The organism is Novosphingobium sp. PhB55, assembly GCF_004368805.1.
GTDB lineage: Bacteria > Pseudomonadota > Alphaproteobacteria > Sphingomonadales > Sphingomonadaceae > Novosphingobium.
The window spans coordinates 141881-159657 of record NZ_SODQ01000003.1; the positions used below are offsets into that span (position 1 = coordinate 141881).

Annotated in this window: 20 protein-coding genes; 7 read left to right on the plus strand and 13 right to left on the minus strand. The window is 66.9% G+C overall.

Annotated features, from left to right (window positions below; translation table 11 throughout):
* Positions 1-38: 38 nt before the first annotated feature.
* Positions 39-788, minus strand: coding sequence for a thioredoxin domain-containing protein (locus tag EDF57_RS08100; RefSeq protein ID WP_132268118.1), 750 nt, complete (start codon positions 786-788; stop codon positions 39-41).
* Entirely contained in the window at positions 788-1420 is a 633-nt protein-coding gene (locus EDF57_RS08105) for a DciA family protein (protein ID WP_134093842.1), read from the minus strand. Before EDF57_RS08105 ends, EDF57_RS08100 begins: the two co-directional genes overlap by 1 nt.
* Before the next feature lie 29 nt (positions 1421-1449).
* Here EDF57_RS08105 and EDF57_RS08110 point away from each other — a divergent pair, with 29 nt between their 5' ends.
* Genes EDF57_RS08110 through nudC form a run of 3 tightly spaced genes read left to right on the plus strand, consistent with a single transcriptional unit; the run spans position 1450 to position 4729 of the window.
* Complete coding sequence (locus tag EDF57_RS08110; protein ID WP_134093843.1) at positions 1450-2496, plus strand: A/G-specific adenine glycosylase; 1047 nt, start codon at positions 1450-1452, stop codon at positions 2494-2496.
* On the plus strand, positions 2493-3818 hold the full coding sequence (locus tag EDF57_RS08115) for a serine hydrolase domain-containing protein (protein WP_134093844.1): 1326 nt from the start codon (positions 2493-2495) through the stop codon (positions 3816-3818). The genes EDF57_RS08110 and EDF57_RS08115 overlap by 4 nt, the downstream gene beginning before the upstream one ends.
* Entirely contained in the window at positions 3815-4729 is a 915-nt protein-coding gene (gene nudC, locus EDF57_RS08120) for an NAD(+) diphosphatase (RefSeq protein ID WP_243840960.1), read from the plus strand. Before EDF57_RS08115 ends, nudC begins: the two co-directional genes overlap by 4 nt.
* Positions 4730-4764: 35 nt before the next feature.
* On the opposite strand, the gene EDF57_RS08125 is transcribed toward nudC, so the two are convergent.
* Genes EDF57_RS08125 through mgtE form a run of 3 tightly spaced genes read right to left on the minus strand, consistent with a single transcriptional unit; the run spans position 4765 to position 6872 of the window.
* A complete protein-coding gene (locus tag EDF57_RS08125) occupies positions 4765-5013 on the minus strand; it encodes a helix-hairpin-helix domain-containing protein (protein ID WP_134093845.1) in 249 nt (82 codons plus the stop codon).
* A complete protein-coding gene (locus EDF57_RS08130; RefSeq protein WP_132268127.1) occupies positions 5010-5411 on the minus strand; it encodes a DUF1489 domain-containing protein in 402 nt (133 codons plus the stop codon). The genes EDF57_RS08125 and EDF57_RS08130 overlap by 4 nt, the downstream gene beginning before the upstream one ends.
* A gap of 24 nt (positions 5412-5435) precedes the next feature.
* Positions 5436-6872, minus strand: coding sequence for a magnesium transporter (mgtE, locus tag EDF57_RS08135; protein WP_132268128.1), 1437 nt, complete (start codon positions 6870-6872; stop codon positions 5436-5438).
* Positions 6873-7141: 269 nt separating this feature from the next.
* Between mgtE and EDF57_RS08140 the strand changes: the two genes are divergently transcribed.
* Positions 7142-7612, plus strand: a complete 471-nt coding sequence (locus EDF57_RS08140; RefSeq protein WP_132268130.1) for a peptidylprolyl isomerase — start codon at positions 7142-7144, stop codon at positions 7610-7612.
* Between the two features lie 134 nt (positions 7613-7746).
* Here the strand turns inward: EDF57_RS08140 and EDF57_RS08145 are convergent, their stop codons facing one another.
* The 6 genes from EDF57_RS08145 to EDF57_RS08165 all read right to left on the minus strand — a co-directional run bounded on the left by EDF57_RS08145 (position 7747) and on the right by EDF57_RS08165 (position 12279).
* On the minus strand, positions 7747-8508 hold the full coding sequence (locus tag EDF57_RS08145; protein ID WP_134093846.1) for a DUF2059 domain-containing protein: 762 nt from the start codon (positions 8506-8508) through the stop codon (positions 7747-7749).
* Between the two features lie 131 nt (positions 8509-8639).
* Complete coding sequence (locus EDF57_RS08150; protein ID WP_132268133.1) at positions 8640-9524, minus strand: LysR substrate-binding domain-containing protein; 885 nt, start codon at positions 9522-9524, stop codon at positions 8640-8642.
* 56 nt (positions 9525-9580) lie between these two features.
* On the minus strand, positions 9581-10504 hold the full coding sequence (locus EDF57_RS08155) for a hemolysin family protein (protein WP_134093847.1): 924 nt from the start codon (positions 10502-10504) through the stop codon (positions 9581-9583).
* A gap of 22 nt (positions 10505-10526) precedes the next feature.
* Complete coding sequence (gene ybeY, locus EDF57_RS08160; RefSeq protein ID WP_134093848.1) at positions 10527-11018, minus strand: rRNA maturation RNase YbeY; 492 nt, start codon at positions 11016-11018, stop codon at positions 10527-10529.
* A gap of 9 nt (positions 11019-11027) precedes the next feature.
* Positions 11028-11165: a hypothetical protein gene (locus EDF57_RS25410; protein ID WP_166675205.1), complete on the minus strand. Its 138-nt coding sequence runs from the start codon at positions 11163-11165 to the stop codon at positions 11028-11030.
* Positions 11166-11205: 40 nt separating this feature from the next.
* Positions 11206-12279, minus strand: coding sequence for a PhoH family protein (locus tag EDF57_RS08165; protein ID WP_243840961.1), 1074 nt, complete (start codon positions 12277-12279; stop codon positions 11206-11208).
* 268 nt (positions 12280-12547) lie between these two features.
* On the opposite strand from EDF57_RS08165, the gene EDF57_RS08170 reads away from it, so the two are divergent.
* On the plus strand, positions 12548-13039 hold the full coding sequence (locus EDF57_RS08170) for an RcnB family protein (protein WP_134093849.1): 492 nt from the start codon (positions 12548-12550) through the stop codon (positions 13037-13039).
* 148 nt (positions 13040-13187) lie between these two features.
* Entirely contained in the window at positions 13188-13778 is a 591-nt protein-coding gene (locus tag EDF57_RS08175) for a hypothetical protein (RefSeq protein WP_134093850.1), read from the plus strand.
* Between the two features lie 31 nt (positions 13779-13809).
* Here the strand turns inward: EDF57_RS08175 and EDF57_RS08180 are convergent, their stop codons facing one another.
* Complete coding sequence (locus tag EDF57_RS08180; protein ID WP_134093851.1) at positions 13810-14529, minus strand: alpha/beta fold hydrolase; 720 nt, start codon at positions 14527-14529, stop codon at positions 13810-13812.
* On the minus strand, positions 14526-15875 hold the full coding sequence (gene miaB, locus EDF57_RS08185) for a tRNA (N6-isopentenyl adenosine(37)-C2)-methylthiotransferase MiaB (protein WP_134093852.1): 1350 nt from the start codon (positions 15873-15875) through the stop codon (positions 14526-14528). The genes EDF57_RS08180 and miaB overlap by 4 nt, the downstream gene beginning before the upstream one ends.
* A gap of 140 nt (positions 15876-16015) precedes the next feature.
* Here miaB and argS point away from each other — a divergent pair, with 140 nt between their 5' ends.
* Entirely contained in the window at positions 16016-17776 is a 1761-nt protein-coding gene (gene argS, locus EDF57_RS08190; protein ID WP_134093853.1) for an arginine--tRNA ligase, read from the plus strand.
* Position 17777 lies beyond the last annotated feature (1 nt).

Consider the following 17777-nt stretch of genomic DNA (forward strand, 5'->3'; position numbering starts at 1 on the left):
AGGCGCTTTCCCACAGGAAACCGCCCTTTTCCGGTGCTTCAGACCGAACCCTTGCGCTTCGCGGCCATCTGGTCGGTGATCTCCTTGGAGAGAGTCGGCCAGTCGTGTGCGTCGAGCAGCTTGCCGTTGAGAATGAAGCTGGGCGTGGAATTCACGCCGTTCTTGGCCACGGTGGCCTGCTGTTGCTTGATGGTATCGAACACCGCCTCGTTGGCGAAGCAGGCATCGGCCTGGGTACGGGTCATGCCCCAGGCGGCGACCCTGGAATAGAAATCGAGGTCGCTGGCGATGGCCTTCATGCGTTCGGGCAGGGCGCCCTGGTACCAGCGCTTCTGCTGCTCCTCGCCGATCTTTTCCAGCTTGGCCATCCAGGTGTCCTGGCTGGCGAGGAAGGCGTTGTGGCGCACGAAGAAGCGCTTGGGATCGCCGCAAGTCGTCAGCATCGAGATCGTCAGGTCGATCGGGTTGCGCAGCAGCGTGGTCACGGTCACGCCGATCTGGCCCTTGGGCACCATGGTGAGGCGCAGCGTGGGATCCGCCTCGCGGTTGAAGTGCGCGCAGTGCGGGCACGTGTAGCTGACGAATTCCGTGAGCTGCATCTCGGCCTTGGGGTTGCCGTACATGTGGCTGCCGTCGCCCGTGACCACGATCTGGTTCGCCCAGTTCGAGGCGGGGTTGGAGCTGGGCGCCAGTGGCTTGTGAGCGGGCTTCGTGGCGGCGACGCTCAGCAGGGCCGCTGCGGCAAGGAAGACGAGACGGGGGGCGGCAAGACGCAACGTGGACTTCATCACTGCTTTTCCTGATCTTGCATGGGATCATCCTGGGCACCGAGGCTTCGGGCCAGCGATTCTAGCACCGCGCGAAGTTCGGGATCGCCGATGTCGCGCAGCGATTCGCCCAGTTCGAGCGGTACGGGCTTGAGAGAGGGCGGAGCCGCCTTGGGCCGCGTGGCAGCCGGTGCCTTAACCTCACCTTGCCGGATTTTCACTTTGGCTACAGCCTTGTAGCCGAAGAAGCGGTTCACCCGGTCCATGATCTCGGGCACGACGTGCTGGATCATCGGGGCATGGGCGGCCAGCACCACGAGCTGGAGAATGCCGTCGCACTTTTCGCCGGGCGGGAAGCGGATCGATTCGGGGGCGCAGACGCGGGCGTGGCGCAGGCCGACGATCTCGGGCCAGCGCGTCACCACGCTGGACTGGACGAAACCGAAGCGGCGGAAAGCGGTGCGGCCCACTTCGGGCATGAGGTCGGAAATCTGGCGGGCCTGGCCGCCGCGCGCGCGCTCGAACCGCTTCGGGGCGGCGGCCTTGGACTCGCCGCCGGCCGGGGCTTTGCCCGCGGCTTTGACCACGCCTTTCGCCGCGCCTTTGGCGGACTTCGCCGCCTTTTCCGTTCCTTTGCTTGGATGCCGTTCCATTGTTGCCGCTCCAATGCCATAGGGCGCTGATGGACGCCAGCCGCGATACGATCTCCCGCAAGGTTCTCGACTGGTACGACGCTCATGCCCGCGCACTGCCGTGGCGCGCGCCGCCGGGAACGCCGGCACCCGACCCTTATCGCGTCTGGCTTTCGGAAGTCATGCTCCAGCAGACGACCGTGGCCGCGGTGAAGGACTATTTCGCGAAATTCACCGCGCGCTGGCCGACCGTGACGGACCTTGCCGCCGCAGCCGACGCGGACGTCATGGCGGCCTGGGCAGGGCTTGGCTATTATGCGCGCGCCCGCAACCTCCTGGCCTGCGCGCGCGAAGTCGCGGCGCGGGGCGGGGTCTTCCCCGAGAGCGAGGAAGGCCTGCGCGCCTTGCCGGGGCTGGGTGCCTATACGGCGGCCGCGGTGGCGGCGATCGCCTTCGGGCAGCGGGCCGTGGTGGTGGACGCCAATGTCGAGCGCGTGGTGACGCGGCTTTTCGCGCTGGAAGACCCGCTGCCGAGTGCGCGGCCCGCGATACGGGCGCTGACCGACGGGATCACCCCCGATCTGCGGGCGGGCGACTTCGCGCAGGCGCTGATGGACATGGGCGCTACCGTCTGCACCACGCGCATGCCGCGCTGCCTGCTCTGCCCGCTTGCGGTCGATTGCCGGGCAAGGATCACGGGCGAGCCGGAGCGCTTTCCGGTCAAGGCACCGAAGAAGGCCAAGCCCGCGCGGCATGGCCTCGCCTTCTGGATCGAGCGGGACGGAAATGTCTGGCTGGTGCGCCGCGCGGACAAAGGCATGCTCGGCGGCATGAGAGCGCTTCCCGACGACGGCTGGTCCGCCCGCGCGGACGGCCACGGCGCGCCGCCGCTGGCAGGGCGCTGGGAAAACGGCGGCCGGGTCGGCCACGTCTTCACGCATTTCTCGCTCGAACTGGGGCTTCGCATTCTGGAGCACGACCTTGACGGCGATCCCCCCGGCCCGGGGGAATGGTGGCCGGTCGACCGTATCGCCGAGGCGGGGCTGCCCACGCTCTTCGCCAAGGCGGCGGGCCTCGCCAGGGCGGAGATGGCATGAGCCCTGCGCGCGAACGGCTGGAAGCGGCGGTCGATCGCCGGATGTTGCTGCGCATGGCGGGTATCGCGGGTGTCGGCGCCGCGTTCATGCCTCGGCTCGCCTGGGCGGCGGCGCAGGTGGAGACGATGCCGCGCGTGCGTGCGCTGGTGGAGCGCTGGACGGGGAGCGGCGATGCGCCGGGCACGCTGCCGGGCCTCGTCGCCTCGCTGGCGCTGCCGGGCCGCGAACCGGAATTCGTCGCCCGCGGGTCGCAGGGGTTCACTGACGGCACGCCGATCTCGCCGGACAGCCTGTTCCGCATCTATTCCATGACCAAGCCGATCACCGGCATCATGGCCATGCAGCTGGTGGCGGAGGGCCGGCTCGGTCTCGACCAGCCGGTCCATGAAATCCTGCCGCGTTTCGCGCAGATGCGGGTGCAGGACCGCTATGACGGATCGCTCACGGCCCTTCATCCGGCGCCGCGCGCGATCACCATGCGGCATCTGCTCACACATACATCGGGGCTGGGCTATTCGATCATCCAGACCGGCCCGATCCGCGCGCTGATGCAGTCCAGGGGCCTCGCTGCCGGGCAGATCAGCCGAATCAAGGTGCCGGGCCTCACCGATGCGCCCCCCGCGCCCAGCCTCGCGCTGTTCGCCGACCGGCTGGCCGAAGTGCCGCTGGTCTACGATCCTGCCACCCATTGGAGCTATTCCCTCGGTCTGGACCTGATGGGCCGGGTGATCGAAGTGGTCACCGGCCGGCCCTTCGACGCCTATCTGCGCGAAACACTGTTCGAACCGGCGGGAATGACCAGCACGGCCTTCCAGGTGCCCGCTGCCCAGGCCGGCCGCCTCACCACCAATTATGCCGCGCTGGGCAGCGTGCTGGTGCCGATCGACGAGCCGGGCAACTCGGTCTTCCTGGAAAAGCCGGCCTTCCCCTTCGGCGGCGCAGGCCTTGTCAGCACGCCGCGCGACTATGACCGTTTCCTGCGCCTTCTGGCCCAGCGCGGCATGATCGACGGCAAGCGCGTCCTGGCCGAAAGCGCGGTCGTCGCCGGCACTTCGGACTTGCTGCCGCCCGGCGTGGCGCTTTCCGCCATGCTTCCGGCGGGGAGCGGCTTCGGCGCCGGCGGGCGCGTCGGCAAGGGAGCGGAGAGCGGCCTGTTCGGTTGGTCGGGCGCGGCGGGAACGGTGGGCATGGTCGACATGGTGCGCGGCCTGCGCTCGCAGCTCTTCGCGCAGTTCATGCCGCCGAACGCCTATGAGCTTATTCCCCAGTTCCAGAATGCGCTGAAGGCCGATGTCATGGCCCTGTTGGAGACGCCCCTTTGACCACCACCCTCCTGCCGAAGCTGCTGCCCATCGCCTTTTCCGGTTCGCATCTCGACCGTGCGGACCATATCCGCAACGACCCGGCCGCGCTCCTGGCCCTGCAGAGCAGCGAGGCGCGGCTGCTGCGGCTGGACGGACTGGATGCCGTGCTGGCCGACGACGGTGCCTTGACCTGGGGCACACTGGCGGATGCGGAACCGGGCAGCGAGATGATCTTCCTCGGCCTCGACGGCCCCGTGCCCTGCTTCGCGGAAGTGCCCGGCGCCACGCCGCTGCAAGGCCCCCATGCCACGCCCGTCAACTGGCACGCCATGGCCGTGCTCGATCCCGCCGAACTCGCGGCCTATGGCGGCGCGCGCTCGCTGGTGAGCTGGCATTGCCGGCACCGGCACTGCGCCGTCTGCGGCCACCCCACGGTTCTTGCCAAAGGCGGCTGGCAGCGCTCCTGCACCAATATCGACTGCGGCGCCGAGCACTTCCCGCGCGTCGACCCGGTGACCATCATGCTCGTCGAGCACGAAGGCCGCGCATTGCTCGGCCGCCAGCCGCGCTTTCCCGAAGGGCGCTATTCGACGCTTGCGGGCTTCGTGGAGCCGGGCGAATCGGTGGAGGAAGCCGTCGCGCGCGAAATCCACGAGGAAGCGGGGATCCGCGTGCGCGATGTGACTTATGTCGCCAGCCAGCCCTGGCCGTTCCCGTCCTCGCTGATGATCAGCTGCCACGCCCATGCGGACGACGATGCCATCACCATCGACGAGACCGAACTGGAAGACGTGCGGTGGTTCACCCGCGACGAGGTGGTGGAGGCGCTCGAAGCCATCGGCCGGGGCGAAAACGGCAAGGCTTTCGGGGCGCCGCCGGCCCATGCGATCGCCCATGTGCTGATGCGCTGGTGGGTCGATCGGGGGTAACGGAAGGCGCCGTCCCGGACCGGTCCGGGAAAAGGCTACCGATCGGGCAGACCCGCGCCCGCCCGCGCCACGGCGGCGACGATGGCGCCGCGCGCCTGGGGGGAGTTGCGCCAGCAGGTCGACCCCGTTGCCGCCGAAATTTCCGCGCAGACCGCATCGGGATCGCGCCCGGCGAGGTCCGCGAAGTTCCGGATGCCCAGTTCCTCCAGCCGTGCGATCACCGCGGGGCCGACGCCTTTCACCGCAAGCAGTGCTCCGCGCTCGTCGCCGGCGAAACCGGTCACACCAACCCCAGCTTGGCCAGTTCGCGCGCCAGCTTGGGCGGCATCGCGTCGCCCGCCGTCTCGCCTTCGCCCAGATCGCGGGGGGCGTCCTTTTCGGCAAGGTAGCGCCAGCCCTGGTGCGCGCGCTTGGGGTGCGTGACCACCGGGATCAGCATCGGTTCCAGGCGAATATGCCAGCGCCCGTCCTCGCGCTGTTCGAAGCCCAGGATCGGCGAGCGGCCGACCAGGGCATGTTCGTAGATCCAGTATAGCGAGCCGCCGACCATTTCCTCGTGCCGCTTGGGCAGATAGCGCGTGGTGAGGCGGGCTTCGCCCAGGGTGTCGTGGCTTTCCAGCCAGGCGCGCAGGGCCGCCGGGCTCTCGGCGGAAAACGCGATCTTGGTCATGTGCAGCGGCATGATGACTAGATAGGGGGCGCGCCCCTAGCGCACCAGACCGGATACCGTGGCAAGGCCGAGGAAGACGAGGAAGCCCATCGAATCCGTGGTCATCGTCACGAAAATGGACGAGGCGATGGCCGGGTCTGCCTTGAGCCGTTCCAGCGTCAGCGGCACGAATACGCCCGCCATGCCCGCGATCAGGATATTGGTCATCATCGCCAGGGCTATGACCAGGCCCAGCGTGACATTCCCGAAGATCAGGCTGACGACGATGCCGATGATCACCGCGATCGTGCAGCCGTTGAGCAGCGCGATGGACATTTCGCGGCGTACCGCGCGCCAGGCGTTGGAGGCGGTAAGCTGGTTGGTGGCAAGCGCGCGGACGGTCACGGCCAGGGTCTGCGTGCCGGCATTGCCGCCAAGCCCGGCGACGATCGGCATCAGCGTGGCCAGCGCCACCATTTTCGCGATCGTGCCTTCGAACAGGGCGATGACCGAGGAAGCGAGCGTGGCGGTGAGCAGGTTGGCGATCAGCCAGCGCACGCGGGCCGAATAGGCGTCGCGAATCGGCTCGTTGATGTCGCCGTCACCCGCGCCGGACAGCAGCAGGGTATCTTCGCCCGCTTCTTCCTGAATGATGTGGACGATGTCGTCGACGGTGACCTGGCCGATCAGCCGGCCTGCATCGTCGACCACGGCCGCTGAAATCAGCGCGTACTTCTGGAAGCGCAGCGCGACTTCCTCCTGGTCCATGTCGACCGGGATCAGCGTCTGGTCGCGCGCCATGACGTCGTAGAGCGGGATGTTGCGCGGCGTGCGCAGGATCCACGAGAGCGCGCAGGTGCCGATCGGGCGGTGCATCGGATCGACGATGAACACTTCCCAGAACTCGGTCGGCAGCTCGCGATGTTCGCGCAGGAAATCGATCAGGTCGCCGACGGTCATCGATTCGTGGACGGCCACGAAATCGCGGCTCATCAGGCGGCCGGCGGATTCCTCGGGGTAGGACAGCGCCGATTCGATGGCCGCGCGGTCTTCCGGCTCCATCTCGGCGAGGACGGCCTGCTGGTCTTCCTCGTCGAGGTCTTCCAGCATGGCGACGGCATCGTCGGTGTCGAGCTGCTCGGCGATCTCGGCGACGACTTCGGCGGGCAGCGCCTCCATCAGCGCCTCGCGCACCCAGTCGTTCATCTCGGCGATCACTTCCACGCCCATCAGGTCGCGGATGGCGCGGGCCAGGCCGAGGCGCTCGTTCTCGTTCATGAGTTCGAACAAGTCGGCGATGTCGGCGGGGTGGAGCGGCTCCACCAGGTCGTAGACGCGCTCGAAGTCTTCCTCGTCCAGCGCATCCTTCACGCTGCGGACGAATTCGGCCTTCAGGCGGTTGTCGTCGTCGAGGGATTCGGATTCGGGCATATCGAGACGCGCGGTGTCTTCCGCGTTTTCCATGCGCTCGTCCTGAAGGTCCGTTTCGCTCATCCGGGCCGGTCTACGCAGCTATTTCGCGATTGCAACAGGGGGGCGGCGGCATTCGGGAAGTTTCCTCGGCCGGTGGCTGCAGAGCCACGGGACGATGCACCGAATGGATCCCGAAACGGCCCCGCGGCGGCGAGAGGAGCGTGACGGGCAGGGGATGACCGGGACGGAGGCACGAACGAGCGCTCCCCTCGTGACATTGCCGCGCCAGTGCCTATATCGGGCGCCGATGCCCCACCGGCGCGGACCTGCGCCGGCAGAAGGAGACTGCAATGGCTGACGAATACCTGACGCTCACGCTCGACACCGGCAATGGTGAAGGCGGCGACGTGAAGATCAAGCTGCGTTCCGACCTGGCCCCCGGTCACGTCGAGCGTATCAAGGAACTGACCGGCGAAGGCTTCTACGACGGCATCAAGTTCCACCGCGTGATCCCCGGCTTCATGGCGCAGGGCGGTTGCCCCAACGGCACCGGCATGGGCGGTTCGGACAAGCCCGACCTCCAGGCCGAATTCAACGCCGAGCCGCATGTCCGCGGCGTCTGCTCGATGGCGCGCACCAGCTATCCGCACTCGGCCAACAGCCAGTTCTTCATCTGCTTCGACGATGCACGCTTCCTCGACAAGCAGTACACCGTCTGGGGCCAGGTGGTCGAAGGCATGGAACTCGTCGACGCGCTGCCCAAGGGCGAGCCGCCGCGCGAACCGGGCAAGATCGTCAAGGCGACCATCTCGGAAGGCTGATCCTTCCTTCGGTCTGCCGATAGAGAAAAGGGCGGCTCCGCGAGGGGCCGCCCTTTTTCGTTGCGTGCTGGGCCAGACGAAGCTGTACCCATCGCGGCGCAAGTTCCCGGCGCTTCCAGCCCCGGTCGATCAGCTCAATGTGCCTTGGCCTTCTCGTCCTTTTCGAGCTGGGCCTCGGAAACGCCGAGCAGCTTGGCGAGGCGAGCCTTCTCGTCCTTCGAAAGATCCCCATAGGCGCGCGGCTCGGGAAGGCTCGCGCTGGCGGTCTTCACCTTTTCCACGATGGCGGGCATCTGCTCCATCAGCTTGGGGACGAAGCCCTGCATCTTCGCCATGACTTCCGGCGACATCATGACGAGATAGGAATCGGCCGCGTAGGCCTTGCCGGTAGGCGTCGCGAAGAAGGCATTCAGTTCGCCCAGCTGGGTGGTTGTATACCTGCCGGCATAGGCCTGCGTCAGCCCGTCGCGAATGTCGGGCTCGACCTGGGTCATCAGCGGGATCATCTCGTTCATCATCGTGCGCGTGGAGATTTGCATGCGCTGCTTGAAGGCCGGGTCGTAGATCTGCATGATTTCTGCCATCGAGGCCTCGCCCAGTTCCTCGGTGTTGACGCCGCTGAGCCCGGCAAGCTGCTTGAGCGGCAGCTTCATCGTGGAATCCATGATGGAATCCATCATCTTGTCGAGGGTGCCGTTCATCAGGCGCGCGTAAGTCCCAAGGGGAAATACGTGATCCACCGTGACGCGCGCCGCCGCGATGCGCGCGGGGTCGGTGATGGGCGCTGCCGCCGCCGCCGCCGCAGTCGGCGCCGCCTGTGCGGGCTCGGCGGCGAAGCTCGGCGCGGCCGAAGCGATGGAAGCCGCAGCAACGGCGGTGAACACAGTGAAACGCATGACGGAGCCCCCGGACAGTCGAAAAAGTCCCGGGGATCATAACCGTGAAGTGCCGCGCAGGGGAATGAAATCGCCCGTCATGTCGCAAAAACGCCGGCCCCGTCTCTACCGGGGACGGCGCTTGCAGGGCCTTACAGTCCGGCTTGCAGCAGCCACTCGTGGAAGATGCGCACGGGGCGGGATTCCAGGGCCTTGGGCTTGCAGACGAACCAGTAGCGATAGGGGCTTTCGACATCGATGTCGAAGAGCCGCGCCAGGCGGTTGTCGTGGCTGCGGCGGAAGTGGTCGTCGTGCATGATCGCGATGCCGAGGCCCTGGGCCGCGGCTTCGAGCACGAGCTGGCCGGAATCGAAACGGTCGACCGAGGCCGGTTCCAGCTTTTCAAGGCCGATGGCGGACTTCCACGCGTCCAGGCTCTGCGGCAGGTCCTGGTGGATCAGGAAGGTCTGCTTGGACAGGATGGCTTCGTCGGGGACGGTGCCGATCTCCTGCGCCATTTCCTTGGAGGTGATGGCGTAGACCTTGTTGTGGTCAAGCTGGATACGATAATAGGCCGGGTCCGGTTCGGGCGAGAGAATGATCGCCGCGTCCAGCGTGTCGCCCACCCGGTCTTCCAGGTGTGCGCCGGTGTCGATGTCGATGTGCAGGCGCGGGTGCAGCTTGCGCAGCTCCGGCAGGCGCGGGAACAGGCGCTGGCCGCCGAACAGCGAAGGCACGCCGAGGTGCAGGCGCAGCACCTGGCCGCGGTCGATCTGCGATTCCACCGCTTCGGCCAGTTCTTCCAGCTTGGGGCCGACCACGTTGTAGAAGGCCTGGCCCTCGTCGGTCAGCTTCATCGACTGGTGCTGGCGGGTGAAGAGGCGCTTGCCGGTGAAGTCTTCCAGCGCGGCGACCCGGCGCGAGAGCGCCGAGGGGCTGAGCGCCAGTTCGTTGGCGGCCGCCTTGGCCGAACCGAGGCGGACGACGCGAACGAAGGCTTCAAGCGCGCGCAGGGGGGGTAGTCGGCGTACTGGCAATGTCTCGTCTTTTCACTCGGAGTATCGATGCCGCCTGGAAATGGCGGCAACGAGGTTCAATCGGGCTCTGCGACCGCTTCCGTGGCCGGCGGATGAAGGCGAAGCCGCGTGACGCGGCGCTCGTCGCCATCGGTAACTTCGATGCGCCAGCCGCTGTCATGCTCCAGCACGGTGCCGACGGCCGGGACCTGGCCGGCCAGTACGAAGGCGAGGCCACCCAGGGTATCCACCGCTTCCTCGACTTCGGCGAGGCGCGGGTCGATCCGTTCCGCCACATCGTCAAGCTCGACACGGGCGTCTGCGTCCCAGATACCGTTCTCTTGCGAAATTAGCAACTCTTCGGGGGCGTCGTCATGCTCGTCCTCGATGTTGCCCACGATTTCCTCGACGAGGTCCTCGATGGTGATGATGCCATCGGTGCCGCTATATTCGTCGATCACCACGGCCAGATGGGTGCGCTGGGCGCGCATGTCGGCCAGCACGTCCAGCGCGCCGCGCGCCTGGGGCACGTAGAGCGGCTGGCGCAGCAGGGTGGACCAGTCCTCCGGCGGCTGTTCGCCGCGCGCGAGGATGGGGAACACGTCCTTGATATGGATCATGCCCTTGATCGCGTCGAGCGAGTCTCCGTAGACGGGCATGCGGCTGTGGCCGTGCTCGGCGAAAGCCTCGACCACTTCGGCCCAGCTTGCAGAGGCCGGAATCGCCACGATCTCGCTGCGCGGCACGGCGATATCGTCGGCATCGTGCTCGCTGAAATGGAGAAGGTTGCGCAGCATCTGCCGCTCGATCGAGGAAAGGTCTCCGCGGGCGCGGGCCTCGTCTTCGGCATCGCCTTCATGTTCGTTGATGACGCCTTCGATCTGCGCGCGAAGCGACTGATCGCCGTCGTTCTGGAAAAGTCGCCGGAAAACACGCCAGAGCGTGCCGGTACTGTCCCCATCTCCCGAGCCGGACTCGGTGCGGCGGCCATTGTCGGCCATCGTTTTAAATTACCCCTACAGCTTAAGATCTGTCGCCATATGGGTCGGCAATGCCGATGAGGGCAAGAGCCTTTGTTTCAAGGGCCTCCATTGCCTCGGCATCGGCGTCCGAAATCTCGTGGTCGAGGCCGGCCAGGTGGAGCAGGCCGTGGACGATGAGGTGGCTGGCGTGGTGCTCCACCGGCACGCCCTTTTCCGCGGCCTCGCGGGCGCAGGTCTCGAAGGCGAGGGCAAGATCGCCCAGCATTTCCGGCGGTCCGTCCGGCGCGAGGGCGAGCAGGTCGGCGCGTTCCAGCATCGGGAAGGACAGGACGTTGGTGGGCTTGTCCTTCGCCCGCCATTCGCGGTTGAGGACGTGCACTTCCTCGTCCGTGGTGAACAGCAGGCTGGCCAGGAGGCGGGGATTGTCGAGTTCCGGTGCTACCTGCACCAGCGCTTCGAGCGCCGCTTCGGCCAGATCGGCCCAGTCCGCTTCGGCGGGCCAGGGGGCTTCGATATCGATTTCGAGATCCATGCGGGGGCTTTACGCGCAGTCGCGCGCGCGGTCGAGCGATAGCGTGAAGAGGTCGAGCGGAAGCGTGAAGTGAAGGTGCGGGGTGGCCCGCTCGGACAGGAACCGGCGGGAAATCGAGGACGGCGAACCGCCGTCCTCGATGCTCAAGCGCTTCCTGCGCCAGACCTTGTCATTCCCCGGGGGAAAGTCACTCCGCCCGGAGCTGCTCGGCCGCAGGTTGTTCCGTCTTCGGTGCCGAAGGATTGACGTAAGGGCCTTCGTAAGCCTCGACGATGCGACCGACGATCGGGTGGCGCACGACGTCCTGCACGGTGAAGCGCGTGACATCGATGCCGTCCACGCCTTCCAACCGGTTCACCGCATCGGCCAGGCCGCTCATGCGGTCGCCGCCCGGGATGTCGACCTGCCGGGGGTCGCCGCAGACGACCATGCGGCTGTTCTGGCCGAAGCGGGTGAGGAACATCTTCATCTGCTCGCGCGTGGTGTTCTGCGCTTCGTCGAGGATGACGAAGGCGTCGGCCAGCGTGCGGCCGCGCATGAAGGCGATCGGCGCGATCTCGATCTCTCCCGAGGCGAGGCGGCGCTCCACCTGTTCTGGCGGCATGCAGTCATAGAGCGCATCGTAGAGCGGACGCAGGTAGGGATCGACCTTGTCCTTCATGTCGCCGGGCAGGAAGCCCAGCTTCTCGCCCGCTTCCACGGCGGGGCGCGAAAGGATCAGGCGCTGGACCGAACCGGTCATCAGCTGCGACACCGCCTGGGCCACCGCGAGGTAGGTCTTGCCCGTGCCTGCCGGGCCGAGCGCGAAGATCACGTCGGAGCGGGCGAGCGCGCGCATATATTCGATCTGCATCGCCGAGCGCGGCACGATCGTCTTGCGGCGGGTGCGAATCATGATCGGCGGCGCGCCGGTATCGCCCGAGATGATGCCTTCCAGCGTCGGTTCGGCCGACATCGCGATCAGCGATTCCACCGCGCCGGCGTCAAGCGCCTGGCCCTGCTCCAGCCGGTGGTACATGCCTTTGAGCGTGTCGCGGGCGCGGGCAACGGCGTCTTCCGGCCCTTCGATCTGGATCTTGTTGCCGCGCGCGGCAATGTAGACCCCGAGCCGGTTCTCCACTTGCACGAGATTTGAATCGAACTGGCCGAACAGGGCCCCCAGCAAAGTCTGTTCGTCGAACTCGACTTCGACACGTGCCCGGCGGTGCGCTTCGGGCCTGAACTGCGCCGTTTCACCGGCGCGTGCTGCTTTGCGGGCCATGTGCTCCTTTCAGGTGAGGATGCCTTCGTTCCATCCCGAAGATGGCTCTGCGCATCGCGTCCCGCAAGCCGCATCTATCGAAAAATTGCTCGCTTCACCGGGGATAACATGGCGTTTCGGCGCGCTTCCCGAATTTTGTCGCAACCTTGCGACACTCCTGAAATTTCACTGCAACCTGCATTTCAAGTTCGTTCAGCTTGAGGGGTTCAAACATGAACTCACAGACCAGATCGAACGGATAATCGTTTCGGGTCAAGGAGAAGAAAACATGCGCAAGATCATTATGGCCGCCCTTGCCGCCAGCGTCATCGTTCCGACCGTCGCCGTGCCCACCATGGCTTCCGCGCAGAGTGCCCGCGAAGTGCGCGAGAGCGCCCGCGACGTTCGCCAGAGCCAGCGCGAGGTCGATCGCAACGTCCGCCGCGGCGACTACCGCGCCGCCGACCGTTCGCAGCGCCAGCTCAACCACGACCGCCGCGAGCTGCGCGAAGACTGGCGCGACTATCGCCAGGCCCACCGCGGCGAGTTCCGCCGCCCCGCCTATGCCGGTCCGCGCGGCTATCGCTATCGCCCGGTCGCCGTGGGCTACCGCTTCCAGCCGGCCTATTACGGCAGCCGCTACTGGGTGAACGACTATGGCCGCTATCGCCTGCCCGCGCCGCGCGCCGGCCACCGCTGGGTTCGCTACGGCAATGACGTGGCCATGGTGAACATGCGTTCGGGCCGCGTCGTCACCGTCCACAACAGCTTCTTCTTCTAATAAAACCGCCACCGGCGCCGGGAAGGGCGCCGGACGAGTCCCAGGCGGGTCGCGAGGGCCCTCGGTGCGAACCGGGGGCCCTTTCTCGTGCTTCCCGTGCGGCAGACCGATCTTGCCGGGGCGGCGGTCGAGCGGCTAGCCTTCGGTCATGACAAGGACGACCTCCGCCGCCAGGATCCTGGCGCTCGCCCCCCTGTTCGCGCTGGGACTTTCGCTCGCAGGCTGCAAGAAGGACGCGGCCCAGCCCGAAGCCACCGCCACGGCCAGCGCCGAAGCGAGCGAGGAGGCGACCGAGACCGCGCCCATGCGTGCCGAGGACTGGATTCGCGCGAATCACCGCGACGCGCTCACCAGCGATCTCGGCAAGCTGCAATATGCCACGGCGGAGACCGACCTTGACGGTGACGGCACGCCTGAAGTGCTGGTCTATCTAGGCGGCCCGATGTTCTGCGGCACCGGCGGGTGCAACCTCGCGGTGCTGAAGCGGCAGGATGGCGATCTGGTCCAAGTGAGCGAGACGAGCGTGGTGCAGCTTCCGGTGGGCGTGCTGGACAGCAAGTCGCACGGCTGGCGCGATCTGGCCGTCACCGTGTCGGGCGGCGGCATGGCGGAAGGCATCTCTCGCCTGCGCTTCAGCGGCAGGGGCTATCCCACCAATGCCAGCGTGGAAGTGAGCGCGGGCGCGGCGGCGATCAGCAAGCCGCTCATTGCGGAAGACGCGCTCAAACCGCTCGACTAGAGCCGCCTCATGGCTCTGAAACGCGCCGGGATCAGCGCATCAGCCATCGGCGGAAGGCGGCATTGACCGCGTCGGGCTGCTCCATCGGCGCCATGTGCCCGGCATCGGCGATGACCTCGTAGGCCGCGCCCGAATCGGACCCAACATCGGCTGAGGCCATGGCCTGCGCCATTTCCTCGGCAAGGTGGGGCGGAGTGAGGGCGTCGGCCGCGCCGACCATGACCATGGCCGGGACGGTGATCGTGCCTAGCGTCGCCAGCGAATCGGCGCGGTCGATGATCGCGGCCTGCTGGTCCATGTATGTCCCGAAACCGACGCGCAGGGCCATCTGCACGACTTCCTCGAACAGCGCCTCGGGGCAGTCCGGCGCCACGAGTTGGCGCAGCGATCCGCGCAGGACATGTTCGAAGCCGCGCGCCTGGGCGGTGCGGATAGCCGCGCGGCGCAGTTCCGCCTGGGGCTGGGTATCGGCCCGCGCATTGGTGTCCACCAGGGCGAGCCGCGTCACCCGCTCCGGGGCGCGGCGCCAGATTTCCATGGCGACGTAGCCGCCCATCGAGAATCCCGCGATCGCGAACCGCTCCGGCGCGGCATCGAGCACGCGGCTGGCCATGAGGGGAATCGAATCGTCTTTCAGCGTATCGCCGATGGAGATGTCGGCCATGTCCGAAAGCCCCGCGATCTGCGCCTGCCAGACGTGACGGTCGCAGGAAAGCCCGGGAACGAGGACCAGCGCTTGCCTTTCGCTCACGCGGCGACCGGGCTCAGCAGCCTGGCGGAAACGGCATTATAGCCGCCTTCGGTCAGTTCCACCGTGACCATGTCGCCCACGGCGACATCGCCGTCGAAATAGACCGATTGCAGCCAGGGCGACTTGCCGAGCCACTGCCCGGGCAGCTTGCCCTTGCGTTCGACCAGCACCTGGCAGGTCTTGCCGACCGAGGCCACGTTGAAGGCGGTCTGGTCGCGGCCGAGCGCGGCCTGGAGGCGGACGATACGCTCGGTCATCACTTCGGCGGGGATCTGGTCTTCCATCGTCGCGGCGGGCGTGCCGGCACGGGGCGAATACTTGAAGCTGAAGCACTGCGCATAGCCGACCGCATCGACCAGCCTGAGCGTATCCTCGAAATCGGCGTCGGTCTCGCCGGGGAAACCGACGATGAAGTCGCCCGAAAGTGCGATGTCGGGCCGGACGGCGCGCACGCGGTCGAGGACCTTGAGATAGCTTTCGGCCGTGTGGCTGCGATTCATCGCTCTCAGCACCCGGTCGCTGCCGGCCTGCACGGGCAGGTGGAGGAACGGCATCAACTTTTCGACATCGCCATGGGCGGCGATCAGCGCCTCGGTCATGTCGTTGGGGTGGCTGGTGGTGTAGCGGATGCGGGCAAGCTCGGGAATGTCCGCCAGCTCGCGAATCAGCCCGTCCAGGCCGATGCGCCGTCCGCGTGCATCCTCGCCGTACCAGGCGTTCACGTTCTGGCCGAGCAGCATGATCTCGCGCGCACCGGCGTCGATCAGGCGGCGCGCCTCGTCCATCAGGGCGGCGTGGGGGCGGGAGACCTCGGCGCCGCGCGTATAAGGCACGACGCAATACGTGCAGAACTTGTCGCAGCCTTCCTGAACGGTGAGGAATGCCGTCGGGCCGGACCGCCTGCGGCCACCCTGATTTCGGGCGGGCAGGGCGTCGAACTTGGTTTCGGCCGGCATGTCGGTATCGGTCACGCGGCGGCCGGCAGTGGCCTCGCGGATCATGTCGGGCAGGCGGTGATAGGCTTGCGGGCCGACCACCATCTTCACCGCGGGAGCGCGCCGCATGATCTCGTCGCCCTCGGCCTGGGCCACGCAGCCGGCCACCGCGATGAGGGGCGATGAGCCATCCTCTCGGCGCAGGCGGCCAATGTCGGAATAGACCTTTTCCGCCGCCTTTTCACGGATATGGCAGGTGTTGAACACGACCAGGTCGGCCTCTTCGCCTTCCGGCGCGGCCGCGATGCCCTGGTCCGTGAGCAATTCGGCCATGCGCTCGCCGTCGTAGACGTTCATCTGACAGCCGAAGCTCTTGACCCGGTAGGTCCTGGGATTCTGGGTTGATGGCATGCGCGGGCCGATACACGCGTTTCGGGCGATTTTGAAGCGGCTGCGTTCGGGGTGCTCCGCGCGAGACCGGCATCGCCGGCCGGCACTCTGGCCTCGCAGCCTGTTCCCCTTTCGCTGCACTTGGGGTATTCGCGCGCGCCATGACCATTACAAACAGCGATCACCAGACCCTTTACGCCGCCTTTGCGGGCCACCTCAACGCCGCGCTCGATGCGCTCGAAGCGGCCGGCACGCTGCCCGGCGGTCTGAAGCGAAGCGCGATCACGGTCGAGCCGCCGCGCGACACCTCGCATGGCGACCTCTCGACCAATGCCGCGATGGTCCTGTCCAAGCCCGCCGGCATGAAGCCGCGCGACCTGGCCGATGCGCTGGTGGCGGAGCTGTCGAAGCTCGACGCGGTCACTTCGGCGGAAATCGCCGGCCCCGGCTTCATCAACTTGCGCCTCTCGGACGCCACCTGGATCGCCGAGCTGCGCGCGATCGCCGCGCTCGGCGCGGACTACGGCCGTTCGGCCATGGGCGGCGGCACCACCGTCAATATCGAATATGTCTCCGCCAACCCCACCGGCCCGATGCACATGGGCCACTGCCGCGGCGCAGTGGTGGGCGATGCACTGGCGACGCTGCTCGAATATGCCGGGCACAAGGTCATCAAGGAATATTACGTCAACGACGCCGGCGCCCAGGTGCAGGTGCTCGCCCGCTCGGCCCATGTCCGCTACCGCGAGGCGCTGGGCCATGAAGTGGGCGCCATTCCCGAGGGTCTCTATCCGGGCGAATACCTCATTCCCGTGGGCCAGCAGCTCGCCGCCGAATTCGGCGACAAGTTTGCCGAGGCGCCCGAATCGGAATGGCTGACGCTGTTCCGGGAAAAGGCCGTCGCCGCGATGCTGGTGATGATCAAGCAGGACCTCGCGCTGCTGGGCATCCATCACGACCTGTTCTCCTCGGAAGCCGAGCTTCAGGCTTCGGGCAAGCCGGACGAGGCGGAAGCGTGGCTGCGCGCCAAGGGCCTCGTCTACGACGGCGTGCTCGAAGCGCCCAAGGGCAAGACGCTGGAGGACTGGGAAGCCGTGGAGCTGCCGCTGTTCCGCTCGACCCAGTTCGGCGATGACCAGGACCGCCCGATCAAGAAGTCCGACGGCACCTGGACCTACTTCGGCGCCGACCTTGCCTACCATTTCCAGAAGGCCCAGACCGCCGACGCGCTGGTCGACATCTGGGGCGCCGACCATGCGGGCACCGTCAAGCGCATCAAGGCTGCCGTCGCCGCCATGACCGGCGCCGATGGAGAGCCGACGCCGTTCGAGATCAAGCTGGTGCAGATGGTCCAGCTGCTGCGCGATGGCGAGCCGGTGAAGATGTCCAAGCGTTCGGGCAACTTCGTCACGCTGGCCGAAGTCGTCACTGAAGTGGGCAAGGACGTGGTGCGCTTCACCATGCTCACCCGCAAGCCGGAAGCGCAGATGGACTTCGACTTCGCCAAAGTGGTGGAAGCCTCGAAGGACAACCCGGTGTTCTACGTGCAATACGCCAATGCCCGCGTCCACTCGACGCTGCGCAAGGGCGAGGCCGAAGGCGGGTTCAAGCCCTCGGGCGAAAACCTCGAACTGCTGGGCCCGGAAGAACTGGAACTGGTCAAGCTGGCCGCGCAGTTCCCCCGCATCGTCGAGGCCGCTGCGGCCGCGCGCGAGCCGCACCGCATCGCCTTCTTCCTTGGCGACGTTGCCGCGGCCTTCCATGGCTACTGGAATCTCGGCAATGACCGCGTCGAAAAGCGCTTTGTTAACGCTGCCGACGGTAACCTGACCGGCGCACGGCTGTTCCTTGCTGCGCAGATCGGGCAGCTTGTCCGCAATGGCCTCGCGCTCCTGGGCGTCGAGGCGGTGGAGGAAATGTAAG